Source organism: Bacteroidota bacterium (genome assembly GCA_013696965.1).
GTDB lineage: Bacteria > Bacteroidota > Bacteroidia > JACCXN01 > JACCXN01 > JACCXN01.
Genome location: JACCXN010000057.1, coordinates 1 through 14,366, shown reverse-complemented (window position 1 = coordinate 14,366; position 14,366 = coordinate 1). Strand labels below are relative to the sequence as shown.

The window sequence follows — 14,366 nt, the reverse complement described above, 5'->3', positions numbered from 1 at the left end:
TTAAGCCCTCATGAACAAAAACGCAGGGTTTTTCCTTTATTGAGGAAAAGTAATTTCAGCAATTTCCATTGCCTTATCAAAAGCAATTGAATTGATTCCTGTTTCTATATTTTGTGATTTAAAAAAACCCAGCAATTTTTCAGTTGGCATATTTCCTGTTAAATCATCCTTAGCCATAGGACAGCCTCCGTATCCTTTTATGGCTGAATCAAATCTTTTGCATCCATTGTTGTATGCTGCCTGAACTTTCTCTTCCCAGGTAAAAGGAGTGGTGTGAAGATGAGCGCCTATTTCTATATCTTTAAATTCAGGGATAATTGCAGAAAAAAGATGAGAAATACTGGAAGGTTCAGCTATGCCAATGGTATCAGACAAAGCAATTATTTGAATACCCATACTTGCTATTTTTCTGGTCCATTGAATTACTATTTCATTGTTCCATTCATCTCCATAAGGGTTTCCAAAAGCCATGGAAATATAAATAACAAGCTTCTTGTTTTGCATTAAACAAAGTTTTTGTATTTCTTCTACCCTCTTTAAAGATTCATTAACAGAAGAATTTGTATTCCTTTGCTGAAAGGTTTCAGAAATTGAAAAGGGAAAACCAAGATAAGTTATTTCGTCAAAATCTGCTGCCTGCTCTGCACCTCTTAAATTGGCTACAATAGCAAGTAGTTTTGAACTGGTGGAGGATAAATCCAACATTTTAAGAACTTTTTCCGTGTCTTGCATCTGTGGGATTGCTTTTGAGGACACGAAGCTTCCAAAATCAATTGTATGAAAACCTACTTTAAGCAATTGATTAATATATGCTGCTTTTTTTTCGGTTTGAATAAATTCTTTGATGCCTTGCATTGCATCTCTTGGACATTCTATTAGTTTCATGTGATAACAATTTGTTTTTTTAGCTTTAAAAGTGAAAAGCTAAACTTATCCTTTTTTTTAATAGAGTAGCATTGTAAATCAAAAATGTTAGGATTCTAAGGATTTTAAAATTGCCTGATTGATCTTTTTAATTAATATCGGCCCTTCATAGATAAATCCAGTATACAACTGGATAAGGCTTGCTCCTGCTTTTATTTTTTCAAGGGCATCCTGTGCATCATGAATTCCTCCAACTCCAATTATAGGAAAAGCACTACCCGATTTTTCAGAAAGATACCTTATTACTTCAGTTGACCTAACTTTTACCGGCTTACCGCTTAAGCCACCGGCACCCAATTGTTCAACAAAAACAGCATTAGTTTTAAGGTTTCTTCTGTCTATTGTAGTATTAGTGGCAATTACACCATCGGTTTTAGTTTCTTTTATAATCTCGATTATATCATCCAATTGCTCATTGGTTAAATCTGGAGCTATTTTTAGCAGAATAGGTTTTGGTTGTCTTTTTTGATCACTCGCTTTCTTTACCTTTAGTAATATTTCTGTCAAGGGCCCTTTATCCTGAAGAGCTCTTAAACCTGGGGTATTGGGAGAACTCACATTCACTACAAAATAATCTACATAATCATAAAGAGTTTCAAAACATTGTAAGTAATCATTTACTGCCTGTTCGTTCGGAGTATCTTTATTTTTACCAATATTTCCGCCAATAATTATTCCTGGCATTTTTTTCCTAAGTCTTTCTGCTGCTTTTTCAGCTCCGTCATTGTTAAATCCCATTCTATTTAGCAGGGCTTCATCCTTTGGCAGCCTGAATAATCTAGGTTTGGGATTTCCCGGTTGAGGCCTTGGAGTTACTGTTCCTATTTCAATAAAACCAAAACCCAAACATGAAAGTTCATTAAACATCTTGCCATCCTTGTCAAAACCTGCAGCAAGACCAACTGGATTTGGGAAAGTTATTCCAAAGAGTTTCATTTCAAGTTTTTTATCCTCTATTGCAAACCTGTTTTTCACCAGTGATTTTACACCCGGAATAGTAAATATTATTTTTAAGCTTCTGGAAACTAAATAATGAGCTGTTTCCGGTTCAAGCAAGAACAACAGTGGTTTAATTAAATTTTTATATAGCATTAATCCTGGGTTCTAACTATTATAAAATATTTTTACTTATTTTAGAGATGTAGATTATACATAAAGTAAATCAAAGTGCAAAATTAGAAGAAACAAAAGTCTTTCATAGAGTGAAATGAAAAAAAATATTTAATTCAGATAGAATAAATACCAAAAAGGAATTAAACAATGCAGGAAAAATTGAATTTAATCTATTTATTTAAGATTTTTGATAAGGACACTATCAGCCATTTACGCATCCCTTTTTCAATTTACCTATTTCCAATCTTTCTTTTCAGCTTAACTTTTGCTAAAGAAATACTATTTTTAAATTCCTTCATTATTTTCATCTCTTTACATTTGTTTATATACCCAGCTAGCAATTCCTACAACAGCTATATGGATAAAGATGAAGGAAGTATTGGAGGACTGAAAAACCCTCCACAAGTTACCATTAATACGATTAAAAAAATACGGTATATTCTCCTGGGTACTAGTAATGCTTTTTCAAGGAGGGTATACCTATTTCCTGGTTAGTTATTTTTCCACCTCAACAACTCTTTTTGAATGGTTAAATTTCTATAATGTATTTGCAATGGCAATTGCATCCATGTTTGTAGGGGCCTATTACCCCTTATCACAAATTTACCAGCATATTGAGGATAAGAAAAGAGGCGATAAAACCATTAGCAGTATGTTGGGAATAAAAGGCACTTTTTTATTAAGCATGTTTTTATTCGCAACTGTGAATGTTATGCTTTTGATATTTTACATTCTATTCTTCAATTATTATTTTTACTTTTTGTTTTTTATTTTTCTTTTTCCCGTAACCTTGTATTTTATGAAGTGGATGCGGGATTCTATTCATAATGCTGATAATGCAAGTTTTGAACGCAGTATGAAACTTAATACTATTTCTGCACTATGTATGAGTGTTTGTTTTTTAATTGTACTTTTTTCAACAAATATGCAGTTAAGTATAAATAATAAAAATTTAGTTAAGGGAAATAGTCTCCAATAGTTACATTTGTAAGATATGCACAAGGCCTTAGTACTTCTGTTTTCGGTTTTTTTATTTTTCCAGGTTTCCTGTAAATCCAATCAGGGTGCCACCAATAAAACCTTTTATTCTAAAAACAAGCCCAGCAGGGAAATGAGAAAAAGTGATTTGAAATACCAGAAAAAACTGGCCAGGAAAAATGAAAAAAGGTTGCGTAAATTTCAATCAAAGCCTTAATTTCAATGAATGCATTTATTTATTTTTTGCTTTTCCCCTTTATATGGCTTCTTTCCATTCTGCCATACCCTTTACTTTATTTAATTTCAGATTTCCTTTTCTTTTTGGTGTACCATGTTATGGGCTACCGTAAACAAGTAGTTAGGAACAATTTATTAAATTCATTTCCAGGGTTAACAGAACAAAAATATATAGAAGTAGAAAGGAAATTCTACCATCATTTATGTGATGTGGTAGTGGAAACAATTAAATTGATTAACATCAGTGAAAGCAACATAAAAAAACGTTGCGCTTTTAGCCAACAAGCCACTGAATTATTTAATACTCTTTATGATTCTAATAGAGATGTAATTATTGTAATGGGGCATTTTGGTAATTGGGAAATGGCTGGTGTTAGCATGAATTGCTTCTTTAAGTATAGAGTTCAAACCGTGTACAAGCCGCTTAAAAACAAATATTTTGACCAAATGGTTTTTAATTTACGGTCCAGGTTTGGTGCTGTACTTGTGCCAATGAATTTAATCCTTAAAGAATTATTTAATAAAAAAGAAGGGCTTGCTGTAACCGCTTTTATAGCTGATCAAACCCCTTCACCTGACAATGCACTTTGGATTTCGTTTCTAAACCAGGATACACCTGTATATACAGGAGTTGAGAAAATTGCCACTAAGCTTAACTATCCTGTTGTGTTTGCAAGTGTTAGAAAACTTAAAAGAGGTTTTTATGAAATAGATGTAAATTCGATCTGTGAAAACCCCTCAACCAAAAAACCAGGAGAAATAACATCCTTGTTTATGAATGCGCTTGAAGCTGAAATTATAAAAACCCCTGAATTCTGGCTTTGGTCTCATAAAAGATGGAAGCATAAAAAAACGATAACAAAAACCGAACTACAACCAATGGTTTAATGAATTTTTGCCATATCCCTCCTACATTTCTCACTAATTAAGATTTAAAATCAGGTTAAGGAAAAAAAATAAATAAATTTAATCTGCGTTTGAAAAATTGTTTAAAGTCTTCTTTGCTTTAATTTTTTTATTTTTGTGCAGTTCGTTTTATTAAAAAAATAAAATCATAAAATTATGACATTACGGATATTGTTTTCATTTATACTTACTGTACTAATATCCTCCTCAACATTTGCTTCCAAGGAAGGATATTCAATTAAACTAAAAGTTACGGGCATAAAAGATACTGTGGTTCAGCTTGGGAATTATTATGGGGATAAACAATACCTTAAGGATTCGGCAAGAGTGGATTCCCAGGGAAGGTTTACATTTGAAGGGAAAGAAAAACTGGAAGGTGGAATTTACCTGATAATTTTACCTGGTAGCCGTTATTTTGAAATAATTATTGATTCAACACAAAATTTCAGCCTTGAGACCGATGCTGTTGATTATGTGAAAAACATGAAAATAAAGGGTTCAGCCGAAAACATCCTTTTTTATGAATACTTGAATTACATTACTCCCCGGGGTAAGATGGTTGATTCTCTTAAAACTATAATGACTGCTTTAGAGGAATCAGGTGACAAAGGGGCAGCCGAAATTAAAGAAAAACTAATTGCTATTGATAAGGAGGTTTTAAGTTACAAAAAGAATCTCCAGGAAAAACATCCAGGGACCTTTGTTGCAAAGATGTTTAATGCCATGGGAGAAATCGATATTCCTGAAGCACCAATTCTTGAAAACGGGGCTAAAGACTCCACCTTTGCTTTTAGGTACTACAAACAGCATTATTTTGATAATATTGATTTTTCTGATGATAGAATACTTCGCACTCCTATTTATCACAATAAACTCAAAAAGTTTATTGAAAACATGACAGTACAAATACCAGATTCCATATACAAATCAGCTGATTCAGTATTGGGAAAGGCTAAAGCAAGTCCTGAATTGTTTAAATATACACTTTGGTTTATAACCAATACCTATGAAAGATCGAATGTAATGGGAATGGATGCGGTATTTGTTTATCTTGCTGAGAAGTATTACATGACCAATCAAGCCTTTTGGGTAGATGAGCAACAACTTGAAAAAATATCAAACCGGGCTATTACTTTAAAGCCTTTGTTGCTTGGCAAAGTAACTCCAAATTTGGTGATGAAGGAAATGAACAATACAGTTTCTAGCCTGCACAATGTTAAAGCCAGGTATACTATATTGTATTTTTGGGATCCTGAGTGTGGGCATTGTAAAAAAATAACCCCCCAAGTTTATGAAGTATATAAAAAATACAAAAGCCAGGGTGTTGGAGCCTTTGCCGTTTGTACTGAAGTGGATTTAGAAAAAATGAAAAGTTTTGTTGAGGAAAAAGAACTTAAATGGCTTAATGTATATGACCCATACAACCAAACTAATTTCAGAAAAGTTTATGATATTTACAGTACTCCTGTTCTTTATTTATTAGATGAGAATAAAGAAATCATTGCGAAAAAAATAAGTGTTGAACAACTCGAAGAAATGCTTGAGAAAAAACTGAATCCAAAATTATGAGATCATCTGTTTTAACTGTTATTGCTGTTGTAATAATTGTATTTACAGGCTCTATAATAGCTTTTAACATAATAAAACCCAAAGAAAAGCTTAAGATTTTCAAGCTCTCGGATATCAATCCAAAAATGGTTGATGAAAACAAAGAAAAAAAAACAGGAACTCACCGTATTGCAGCCTTTGAACTTATTAGTCAGCAAGGAATAAAAGTTACAGAAAAGGTACTGGAAAATAAAATTTATGTAGCCGACTTTTTTTTCACCACCTGTCCCTCTATTTGCCCTGCCATGTCAGCTCAGATGAAAAGGGTAAACGATAATTTCAAAGACCACCAGGATATTATGCTTGTTTCACATTCAGTAATGCCTGAAATTGACACTCCGGAAGTTCTGCAGGAATATGCACAAAGGTACGGTGCTTTACCTGGAAAATGGCTCTTTTTAACCGGAGATAAAAAAGATATTTATGCACTTGCCCGCCAATCCTATTTTGCAGTAACCACTCAAGGGGATGGAGACGAACATGATTTCATCCATACTGAAAATTTAATTTTGGTGGATAAGGAAAAAAGAATACGTGGATTTTATGATGGAACGGACAAAAATGATGTTAACCGGCTAATTTCTGAAATTGATATCTTAAAGAAAGAGTATATTAAAGAATAATCTGTTATTTTTGCCTCAGAAATAAATTTAAAAAATAAACAAATGATAAAAACCATTACTTCCCCACGATTTCTATTTGTTGCAGTTCTTATTCTAGTTGCTGCGCTTTCCCGTTTGCTTCCTCACCCTCCTAATTTCACACCGGTTGCTGCAATTGCATTGTTTGGAGGAGCATACCTTTCTAGAAAATTTGCGCTTTTAATTCCGATTGTAGCAATGCTTATTGCTGATTTATTTCTTGGATTTCACGATACCATGTGGGCTGTTTATTTAAGTTTAATCTTAATTACATTAATTGGACTAGGCCTTGCATCAAGGGTGAAAATAGTAACGGTAATTGGATGTTCCCTTGTTTCCTCTGTACTTTTCTTTATTGTTACAAATTTTGCTGTTTGGTTGGGAAGTCCTTACTATTCACAAGATATATCAGGCTTGATAACCTGTTACATTTCCGCAATTCCTTTCTTTAATTATACAATCCTTGGAGATTTGGTATATAGTGGGGTATTGTTCACAGGCTTTTATCTTGCTTCCTTAAAATTCCCGAAATTAGCTAAAGCAAAAGCTTAATTGTTTTTTTGTTTTTATGTATAATTTATTGGTTTTTTAATTTCACTTAAGAACTCATGAATGCTAAAGCATTTGATTTTTAATTATCATCCCCATTTAACGGGAGTCACATTTTATTCATTCCTGGTTGTGAATGATTTGTTCAAGACTATTTCATAAAAAAAGCTGGTATTTATATTACCGGTTTTTTTTATGATGAATACTATCGATTTAATAATAAAAGGTAAATGGTAAATTGGTTTTATTAGAATTCTGAATATTAATAATCCTCTTGCTTTTTAAAAATATCCCATAAAACTTTTCCTGTTGAACTTAAGTTTTTAATGCCCAGCAACTCATTTGTTGTCCTTGTTAAATCAATTAATTCATGGGAGGAGGTAACTACCATATTCTTTTTGAAATCAGGACCAAAGGCATAAAGATTAATATGCCGGCATCCATCACAGTTATCACCATGGGAAACAAAACCATCTTTCCAACCATCCAAATGTCTGCCGTGATCATTGGTAACAAAAATCGTTGTTTTATCCGAATAAATTGAATCCCTTTGGATAAAATTCCAAATTTCCCCAATGTAATAATCCGTTTGTCTGATACCTGCTAAATATCCTTCCCAATTGGCATTATGTCCGGATAAATCTGGTTCCATAAAATTTATTAAAACCAATTTTGGATGATAGTTATCTAATATTGAAATTGCAGTTTCAAAAGTTTGAAAATCATCCCTGTATCCACCCTCGCGGCCTTTTCCTCCTATTCCACAATTAGTCATGGGTCTTGATTTATCTTTATAGGTATCATTTTTACAGTTGGACAGAATCTCCAGTTTACCTTTACTTGCAATAATCCATGGGGAGATTGAATAGGCATTCTGTGAATGCCAATACTGAAAAAACGAGGGGTTATCAGGAACCTCTTCACCATTGTTGTTTATTTCCTGATAAATTCCAGTTGTAATGGCTGCATGTCCCGCATTTGTATAAGTAGGGCCATTGTTATAAAAATTAGTAAATACAGCCCCTTCCTTTGCTAGCTTTTCAGCCATAACAGGTATATGCGTATGATTTGGATCACCCCAAGTTTCAGAATATCTGGGACCATCCATTACTATTATTATTACATTTTCGGTAACATAGGTTTCAGCAATACCGCTGGGCTTATTTCCAATTGAAATTGGAGGGTCTTGCCTGCAAGAAAAGCCAATACAGACAAGTGCTAAAAGTATATATTGAATTTTAAGAAAAAATAATTTCATAGTACAAATGGATAAATGTTTTCACTTAAATTTCCATATTTATTTTGTATAATACAAATCAAATCCAACTTGTATTTTATTTTTCCTTTGAGTATATTAGATAAAGTAAATTAAAAGATATATTAATCTAAAAAACTCAAAAAAATGTCAACAAAAGAAACAGTTACAACCTTCAGTTTACCTGAACTTCCTTATGCTCATGAGGCCCTTGAACCGCATATTGACGGAAGAACAATGGAAATCCATCATACAAAGCATCACAATGCCTATGTTACAAAACTAAATGAAGCCATTGAAGAGGAAAATATTGAAGCTACTTCTATAGAGGAAATTTGTAAAAATATTTCCAGGTATACAAAAAAAGTTAGAAACAATGGTGGTGGTCACTTTAACCATTCATTTTTCTGGAAAATCATTTCACCAGATGGTGGTGGAGAACCAAAAGGAGAATTGGTTAATGCAATAAATAAATCATTCGGTTCTTTTAATGATTTCAAAAAGCAATTTGAAAATGAAACAATAAACCGATTCGGCTCTGGGTGGGCGTGGCTTGTTGTTTCAAACAATAATCTAAAAACAGGTTCAACTCCAAACCAGGATAACCCGCTTATGGATGTTTCTGAATTAAGAGGAACTCCAATTTTAGGAATTGATGTTTGGGAACATGCCTACTACCTTAAATATCAAAACCGCAGACCGGAATATGTTTCTGCATTCTGGAATATAGTTAATTGGAATGAGGTTGAAAAAAGATATTTAGAAGCTGTAAAATAATTCCAGACTCTATTATAAAAACCAAGGACATAATAATCACATGGAAAGCTCTCTTTTAATGTGATTATTATGTTTAATTAAAATATGGTTTTTCCATGAGTAAGATTAATCAGGTTATCTTTAAGAATTGGCAAATGTTGAACAGTCCTTAAAAACACATCGGTATACCTTGATTTTCCTGAAAAATAGTGCAACTTTCTTCCCCAATAAATTCTACGGCCAAATAATCTCTTCCATTGCCTGGCATAGCATTTTTCAATTGAACTCCTTATTTCAGTGCTGATTTCATTTTCTTTATTAATGTTTGCTGCTATAATTAATTCCGAAACTATTTTTGCTGAGTGGATTGCCATAGCCATTCCATTTCCACATAAAGTAGTATCATTCCAGCACTATCACCACACATTAGAATATGATTTTCAATCAATGATTTTGGGGAAATAGAAATTTCATTTATCACTTCTGGTTTACTAAATAAAAATTCAGAATGCTCAAAAATATGCTTTAATCGGCTGTTTTTATATAAAACCTCCTCCTCCATTTGCTTAATAGAATTTAACCCAGCAATATTTGACCGTTTTGTAAGATAGCACAAGCAATATTTATCCTCTTCAATTTTAGAAATACCGCAATATCCATCCTTGAAATTATCAAGACCAATTTCATTTGCAGCATAACTTGTTTTTATATGATATTTTACTGCCATATATCCGGTTTTAGCTTTAAAAAAATCACGATTTAACTGCCTGTCCAACAAATCTCGTTTTCCATAACTTCCTATTACAATTTTAGAAGAAATTATGCTGTTATTATCAAGTTTCACATTGAAGTAGTTTCGAAGATAAAGAACAGATTTTATCCTTGTATTGGTAAAAATCTCAACATTTTCCTGTTTCAATAATTCATAAAGATGATAATCAAGTTGGTACCTGCTTATACCAAGCCGCCCATTTGTAATTTTGAAAAAAGATTAAATTCACCATTTAAAGATGAAACCCTTAAGCTATTAATGGTTGATGGGGCCAGCTGGTTAAAATTTACACCTAATCTTTGCAGGTAGGGTTTAACTTCATTGCTTACATATTCGCCACAAACACGATGAAAAGGATATTGTTTTTTTTCAATAAGAGCAACCTTCAATCCCGCTCTGCTCAATTCGATAGCAGAAACTAAACCTGCAAGGCCACCACCACCAATAATTACATCAAAAAAATTATTGGAACTCATTTTTTATGGATAATTATTTGCCATCGCCAGGCCCATTTCCAATTAATTTGATAATTATAAACTTCTGCTCTAAATAACAGTTTCATCCATTCTGCTTTTGTAAGAGCCCTGGCCACAGATAAGGGACCATCATACTTAACTAAATAGGATTTTGAAAACAAAAAAGTAAGGCATTTTATAGCATAATAAGCAAACCAATGACGATGTAAATCATTAATTATTATGACTTTCCCACACAGGTTATACATTCTTTTTATTAACAACACCAATTGATCATCATCAAAATGGTGACAAAAAAGACTGTTGATTATGATATCTGGTTTAAAACCAAATAATTTTTCATCCCAAATGTCAATGTTAATGAATTCAATTTCAGGAAAAGCTTTTGAACGAGATTCAGCAAATGATGTCATGGATGGATTTATATCAACACCAAATAATTTATAGGAAGATAATTTGTTTTTCAAGGCGAAATTTGAAATTATTCTTAACATATCCCCACTGCCGCAACCCAAATCCATAAGGGTTGTTCCATTAGTAAAACCCACCTTTGATAATGCATTCACCAATAAATTATTGCCACCTAAGTAACGGTTAATAAATTCAATTTCTACTAATGCAATCCTAACATCGGCATCAGGAACATAGGGGTTGTCCATTAATTCAGGTAAACGAGAACGATTTGAAAAGCCCATCATAGACTACACTATCTTTAAAATCATTGATTCTATTGTTAAACCCGGACCAAAAGCAAAACTTAAAACATTTTTATCACTTTCCCTACTATCCCTATTTTGGAGGATTTCCATTAAAACAAAAAGAACTGTTACTGATGACATATTTCCATAATTGTTGAGTATTTTATAAGAATAAGCATTATCATGAGATGATAAATTCAAGGCCTTCTCACATGTGCAACTAAAGGTCAAAAGGTGTGTTATAGTTGATTTTTCAAAACCAGGCAAAGAATTAAAAGAATCTTCTACTGCTTTTACCGCTAAATCGAGTGCATGGGCTTCAAAAATCTCCATTCTTTCTCCAATTCCCGGAACTCTTCTCTCCTTATTTCCTGGGGAAAATATGCCACTGTCCTTATTCGCTATAGAAAAGTCATCTAATACAGAATACCTGGAAGAAATTCCACTACGTTCATAAATTATTTTTAACAAACGTTTTTGCCTGGCTTCCTGAGCAGATTCAATAAGTTGTTTAAAATGAAGGCTTTGTGAAACTTTATTTACTGGAACGGCTGTTCCTATTGATAATAAAAATGCATTTCCCATTTATCTTTCTTCTTTTATTAAAGATAAGGAATATCAAGAATATTTCTAAAAAAGCAAAAACAGGTATTTGTAGTTTAAAACCAGACTGTAACTAACTAAAAATTCTATTGGCATAATTTTAAGTCCAATCTCTTGAACAATGTTTTGAAAAAATATAATCACACTAAAATGAAAGCAAATAAAAAACAAAATATTGAATATGATGTAATTATTGTCGGAGGAGGACCTGCTGGTCTGAGTGCAGCATTAATACTGGGAAGATGCAGAAGAAAAGTAGTTTTATTTGATTCGGGAAAATACAGAAATCAGTATGCAACGCAAATAAATGGTTATTTAACACGCGATGGAATAGCTCCTAAAGAATTTATTAAATTAAGCAGGCTAGAAATTGCAAAGTACCAGATTGAAATTATAGAGGAAGAAATTGAAAATGGCAGAAAAATGGATAAAGGTTTTGAAGTAACAGACAGACATGGAAATGTTTATTTATCCAAAAAACTCCTTCTAGCAACTGGTTTACAGGACAGCATTCCTAAAATTATTGGTTTTGATGAATGTTATGGAATAAGTATATTTCATTGCCCATATTGTGATGGGTGGGAAGCAAAGGATAAAGCTATAGGCATTTACAGCCGAACCAAAGCGGGTTATGATCAGGCATTAAACTTATATAACTGGAGTAAAGACATTATACTCTTTACAGACAGTGCTGACTATCTTGATGAAAAAATGAAAAACATGCTTTATGCCCACAAAATAAAAGTATTTACTCAAAAAATAGAACGATTTGGCAATGAAAATGGAAGTATAAAGTATATTGAATTAATAGATGGAAGGAAAATAAATAGGGATTCTGTTTTTTTCAGTACAGGTTTTAACCAAAGAAGTATTTTAGCAGAACAGTTGGGATGTAGTTATACAAAAAGTGGCATTATTATAAATGACAAGATGCAACATACCAATATTCCCGGGCTATTTGTAGCAGGTGATGCATCCCAGGATATGAAATTAGTAATTGTGGCAGCTGCTGAAGGAGCCAAAGCGGCTGTTGTAATCCATACAGAATTAGTAAGGGAAAGAATTAAAAGTATGAGAAAAATAAAAACTTTAGCCAAATGAGATTTAAGCTTAATTTAGCCTAAAAAAAGTCATTCATACAGCTCATTAAATGTCCAAAATTAAAAAACATATTTTTCAGATCCTTACAAAAATAAATAAACTGTTATTGCCATCCTATATTAATACAGATTTGAGGAAATTATCAAAATCTGATAAATTATTAGTTGCCTACAGGTATTGGGTTACAAAAAATGCTTTGGATTAAATCTTTTTTTTTATTAATTTAAAGTAAAAATATACTTTAATTATAAACTAAAAGGAGGATAAAAATGGCATTAAATTTTGAAAAACATGCAGCAAAAGGGAATAAATTCGTAAAAGACGTAGCCGAATATTTAGGAGATGTCAACAGAGATAAAGCTGGTCGACAATTAAAGGCTGTTTTACATGCTTTACGCGATATTTTAACTGTTGAAGAATCACTTCATCTCATAGCCCAATTGCCTTTAGTAATTAAGGGTATTTATGTTGACGCCTGGAAAGTTTCAGGTTCACCAAGACGGATAAGATCAATAGATCATTTTTGTGATGATTTAAAACATATTGCCGGACTTACAGCAGAAGAAGATTTTCCAACAAATGAAGATTGTCTGGATGCTGTTCATGCTGTGTTTTCTGTTATTAAAGAAACTGTTTCTCCGGGCGAGATCGAAGACATAAGAGCTATTATGCCTAAAGAATTGAAAGAACTTTGGGATGAAAAAGTTTATCATTAATTAAAAAAAAACAAAAAACAATTTTATAAGAGAGGCTACCAAGTGGTCTCTCTTATTTAGTTTCAATATTCCAAACCTGTTCTGTAATGGCTTGGTTTCCATTTTTAAAATAATAAACAGCCCAACTGTATATAACTTTTGTATATTCATTTGCATCCGAATCTCTGACTACAATTCTTCTAATAACCTTTTTACCTCCTTCTGAATAACTCTCTTCGGTTACACCTTGTGGGTATTTTGATGCCAAATCTGAGATTGGTTTTTCTAGCTGTGAGTCTTTAACATTTGCAAGCTTGGAGGCAGCAATTAATTTTTCAATTTCAATAATTTTATCTTTAGGATATTTCTCTAACGATTTTAATGTAATTGCCTCATTATATAGAGCTTTAGCAGCATTGTATTCTTTTGAATTAAACAATTGATCTGCTTTTTGTATCACATCCTTATATTTTTTCTCCTTTTCTTCAAGTACTTTACGTTTAGCTTCCTCTTGGGCGGCTTTAGCATCTGCTTCCGTTTTTGCTTTAGCAATGGCTTCAGCGGCTGCTTTGGCTCTAGCATCGTCTTCTGCTTTTTTCCTTGCTGCCGCATCTGCTATAGCTTTAGCTTCAGCATCTGCTTTTGCTTTAGCAGCAGCATCAGCTACAGCCTTTGCTTTTAATTCATCCTCCAACTTCTTTTTTGCAGCTGCATCAGCAGCAGCTTTAGCTTCAGATTCCAATTTTGCCTTTGATGCAGCTTCTGCAGCTGCTTTTGCTTTTGCTAATTCCTCAGCTGTTTTTCTTAACAAAGCATCCTCCTCGGCTTTTTTTCTTGCTGCCTCCTCAGCTAGGGCTTTGGCATCTGCTTCAGCCTTTGCTTTTGCGGCTGCTTCGGCTGCCGCTTTTGCCTTGGCCTGTTCTTCAGTAGATTGTTTTGAACGGGCTTCCTCCTCGGCTTTTTTTCTTGCTGCTTCCTCAGCCAAGGCTTTGGCATCTGCTTCCGCCTTTGCTTTTGCGGCTGCTTCAGCTGCCGCTTTTGCCTTGGCCTGTTC

The 14,366-nt window shown here is 33.1% G+C and carries 18 protein-coding genes; 8 read left to right on the top strand and 10 right to left on the bottom strand.

Features of this window, described 5'->3' with window-relative positions; genetic code table 11:
• Positions 1-36 precede the first annotated feature (36 nt).
• Both H0V01_08695 and H0V01_08690 read right to left on the bottom strand, forming a co-directional pair.
• Positions 37-855 (bottom strand): hydroxymethylglutaryl-CoA lyase, encoded by an 819-nt coding sequence (locus H0V01_08695; GenBank protein ID MBA2583444.1) that lies wholly within the window; start codon positions 853-855, stop codon positions 37-39.
• A 117-nt stretch (positions 856-972) separates the two neighbouring features.
• Positions 973-2,016 (bottom strand): quinone-dependent dihydroorotate dehydrogenase, encoded by a 1,044-nt coding sequence (locus H0V01_08690; GenBank protein ID MBA2583443.1) that lies wholly within the window; start codon positions 2,014-2,016, stop codon positions 973-975.
• Positions 2,017-2,494: 478 nt separating this feature from the next.
• Between H0V01_08690 and H0V01_08685 the strand changes: the two genes are divergently transcribed.
• Positions 2,495-3,016 (top strand): hypothetical protein, encoded by a 522-nt coding sequence (locus H0V01_08685; GenBank protein MBA2583442.1) that lies wholly within the window; start codon positions 2,495-2,497, stop codon positions 3,014-3,016.
• 51 nt (positions 3,017-3,067) lie between these two features.
• Here H0V01_08685 and H0V01_08680 read toward each other — a convergent pair whose 3' ends face one another.
• Positions 3,068-3,220 (bottom strand): hypothetical protein, encoded by a 153-nt coding sequence (locus H0V01_08680; GenBank protein MBA2583441.1) that lies wholly within the window; start codon positions 3,218-3,220, stop codon positions 3,068-3,070.
• Positions 3,221-3,237: 17 nt separating this feature from the next.
• Between H0V01_08680 and H0V01_08675 the strand changes: the two genes are divergently transcribed.
• The 4 genes from H0V01_08675 to H0V01_08660 all read left to right on the top strand — a co-directional run bounded on the left by H0V01_08675 (position 3,238) and on the right by H0V01_08660 (position 6,959).
• Positions 3,238-4,140, top strand: coding sequence for a lysophospholipid acyltransferase family protein (locus tag H0V01_08675; protein MBA2583440.1), 903 nt, complete (start codon positions 3,238-3,240; stop codon positions 4,138-4,140).
• Positions 4,141-4,314: 174 nt separating this feature from the next.
• Positions 4,315-5,727 carry a DUF5106 domain-containing protein gene (locus tag H0V01_08670; protein ID MBA2583439.1) on the top strand — a complete coding sequence of 471 codons (1,413 nt, stop codon included), beginning with the start codon at positions 4,315-4,317 and terminating at the stop codon, positions 5,725-5,727.
• Positions 5,724-6,389: an SCO family protein gene (locus tag H0V01_08665; protein ID MBA2583438.1), complete on the top strand. Its 666-nt coding sequence runs from the start codon at positions 5,724-5,726 to the stop codon at positions 6,387-6,389. The genes H0V01_08670 and H0V01_08665 overlap by 4 nt, the downstream gene beginning before the upstream one ends.
• Positions 6,390-6,431: 42 nt before the next feature.
• Positions 6,432-6,959, top strand: a complete 528-nt coding sequence (locus H0V01_08660; protein ID MBA2583437.1) for a hypothetical protein — start codon at positions 6,432-6,434, stop codon at positions 6,957-6,959.
• A gap of 259 nt (positions 6,960-7,218) precedes the next feature.
• On the opposite strand, the gene H0V01_08655 is transcribed toward H0V01_08660, so the two are convergent.
• Positions 7,219-8,214, bottom strand: coding sequence for an alkaline phosphatase family protein (locus H0V01_08655; protein ID MBA2583436.1), 996 nt, complete (start codon positions 8,212-8,214; stop codon positions 7,219-7,221).
• Between the two features lie 144 nt (positions 8,215-8,358).
• Between H0V01_08655 and H0V01_08650 the strand changes: the two genes are divergently transcribed.
• Positions 8,359-8,988: a superoxide dismutase gene (locus H0V01_08650; protein MBA2583435.1), complete on the top strand. Its 630-nt coding sequence runs from the start codon at positions 8,359-8,361 to the stop codon at positions 8,986-8,988.
• 77 nt (positions 8,989-9,065) lie between these two features.
• Here the strand turns inward: H0V01_08650 and H0V01_08645 are convergent, their stop codons facing one another.
• Genes H0V01_08645 through H0V01_08625 form a run of 5 tightly spaced genes read right to left on the bottom strand, consistent with a single transcriptional unit; the run spans position 9,066 to position 11,498 of the window.
• Positions 9,066-9,341 carry a hypothetical protein gene (locus H0V01_08645; GenBank protein ID MBA2583434.1) on the bottom strand — a complete coding sequence of 92 codons (276 nt, stop codon included), beginning with the start codon at positions 9,339-9,341 and terminating at the stop codon, positions 9,066-9,068.
• Positions 9,317-9,886, bottom strand: a complete 570-nt coding sequence (locus tag H0V01_08640; protein MBA2583433.1) for a hypothetical protein — start codon at positions 9,884-9,886, stop codon at positions 9,317-9,319. The genes H0V01_08645 and H0V01_08640 overlap by 25 nt, the downstream gene beginning before the upstream one ends.
• A gap of 35 nt (positions 9,887-9,921) precedes the next feature.
• Complete coding sequence (locus tag H0V01_08635; protein ID MBA2583432.1) at positions 9,922-10,215, bottom strand: FAD-binding protein; 294 nt, start codon at positions 10,213-10,215, stop codon at positions 9,922-9,924.
• Positions 10,212-10,913 (bottom strand): methyltransferase domain-containing protein, encoded by a 702-nt coding sequence (locus H0V01_08630; protein ID MBA2583431.1) that lies wholly within the window; start codon positions 10,911-10,913, stop codon positions 10,212-10,214. Before H0V01_08630 ends, H0V01_08635 begins: the two co-directional genes overlap by 4 nt.
• Before the next feature lie 3 nt (positions 10,914-10,916).
• Positions 10,917-11,498, bottom strand: a complete 582-nt coding sequence (locus H0V01_08625; protein MBA2583430.1) for a hypothetical protein — start codon at positions 11,496-11,498, stop codon at positions 10,917-10,919.
• A gap of 168 nt (positions 11,499-11,666) precedes the next feature.
• Between H0V01_08625 and H0V01_08620 the strand changes: the two genes are divergently transcribed.
• Positions 11,667-12,617, top strand: coding sequence for an NAD(P)/FAD-dependent oxidoreductase (locus tag H0V01_08620; GenBank protein ID MBA2583429.1), 951 nt, complete (start codon positions 11,667-11,669; stop codon positions 12,615-12,617).
• A 269-nt stretch (positions 12,618-12,886) separates the two neighbouring features.
• Entirely contained in the window at positions 12,887-13,333 is a 447-nt protein-coding gene (locus H0V01_08615; GenBank protein ID MBA2583428.1) for a DUF2267 domain-containing protein, read from the top strand.
• 52 nt (positions 13,334-13,385) lie between these two features.
• Here H0V01_08615 and H0V01_08610 read toward each other — a convergent pair.
• A partial coding sequence (locus tag H0V01_08610) for a hypothetical protein (protein ID MBA2583427.1) occupies positions 13,386-14,366 on the bottom strand: 981 nt, incomplete at its 5' end.

What these genes read in the sequence shown, in the direction of transcription:
- H0V01_08625 (MBA2583430.1), bottom strand. Translation starts at nt 11,498, where the DNA reads ATGGGAAATGCATTTTTATTATCAATAGGAACAGCCGTTCCAGTAAAT.
- H0V01_08665 (MBA2583438.1), top strand. Translation starts at nt 5,724, where the DNA reads ATGAGATCATCTGTTTTAACTGTTATTGCTGTTGTAATAATTGTATTT.
- H0V01_08655 (MBA2583436.1), bottom strand. Translation starts at nt 8,214, where the DNA reads ATGAAATTATTTTTTCTTAAAATTCAATATATACTTTTAGCACTTGTC.
- H0V01_08690 (MBA2583443.1), bottom strand. Translation starts at nt 2,016, where the DNA reads ATGCTATATAAAAATTTAATTAAACCACTGTTGTTCTTGCTTGAACCG.
- H0V01_08650 (MBA2583435.1), top strand. Translation starts at nt 8,359, where the DNA reads ATGTCAACAAAAGAAACAGTTACAACCTTCAGTTTACCTGAACTTCCT.
- H0V01_08620 (MBA2583429.1), top strand. Translation starts at nt 11,667, where the DNA reads ATGAAAGCAAATAAAAAACAAAATATTGAATATGATGTAATTATTGTC.
- H0V01_08660 (MBA2583437.1), top strand. Translation starts at nt 6,432, where the DNA reads ATGATAAAAACCATTACTTCCCCACGATTTCTATTTGTTGCAGTTCTT.
- H0V01_08615 (MBA2583428.1), top strand. Translation starts at nt 12,887, where the DNA reads ATGGCATTAAATTTTGAAAAACATGCAGCAAAAGGGAATAAATTCGTA.
- H0V01_08645 (MBA2583434.1), bottom strand. Translation starts at nt 9,341, where the DNA reads ATGGCAATCCACTCAGCAAAAATAGTTTCGGAATTAATTATAGCAGCA.
- H0V01_08675 (MBA2583440.1), top strand. Translation starts at nt 3,238, where the DNA reads ATGAATGCATTTATTTATTTTTTGCTTTTCCCCTTTATATGGCTTCTT.
- H0V01_08635 (MBA2583432.1), bottom strand. Translation starts at nt 10,215, where the DNA reads ATGAGTTCCAATAATTTTTTTGATGTAATTATTGGTGGTGGTGGCCTT.
- H0V01_08630 (MBA2583431.1), bottom strand. Translation starts at nt 10,913, where the DNA reads ATGATGGGCTTTTCAAATCGTTCTCGTTTACCTGAATTAATGGACAAC.
- H0V01_08670 (MBA2583439.1), top strand. Translation starts at nt 4,315, where the DNA reads ATGACATTACGGATATTGTTTTCATTTATACTTACTGTACTAATATCC.
- H0V01_08695 (MBA2583444.1), bottom strand. Translation starts at nt 855, where the DNA reads ATGCAAGGCATCAAAGAATTTATTCAAACCGAAAAAAAAGCAGCATAT.
- H0V01_08685 (MBA2583442.1), top strand. Translation starts at nt 2,495, where the DNA reads ATGCTTTTTCAAGGAGGGTATACCTATTTCCTGGTTAGTTATTTTTCC.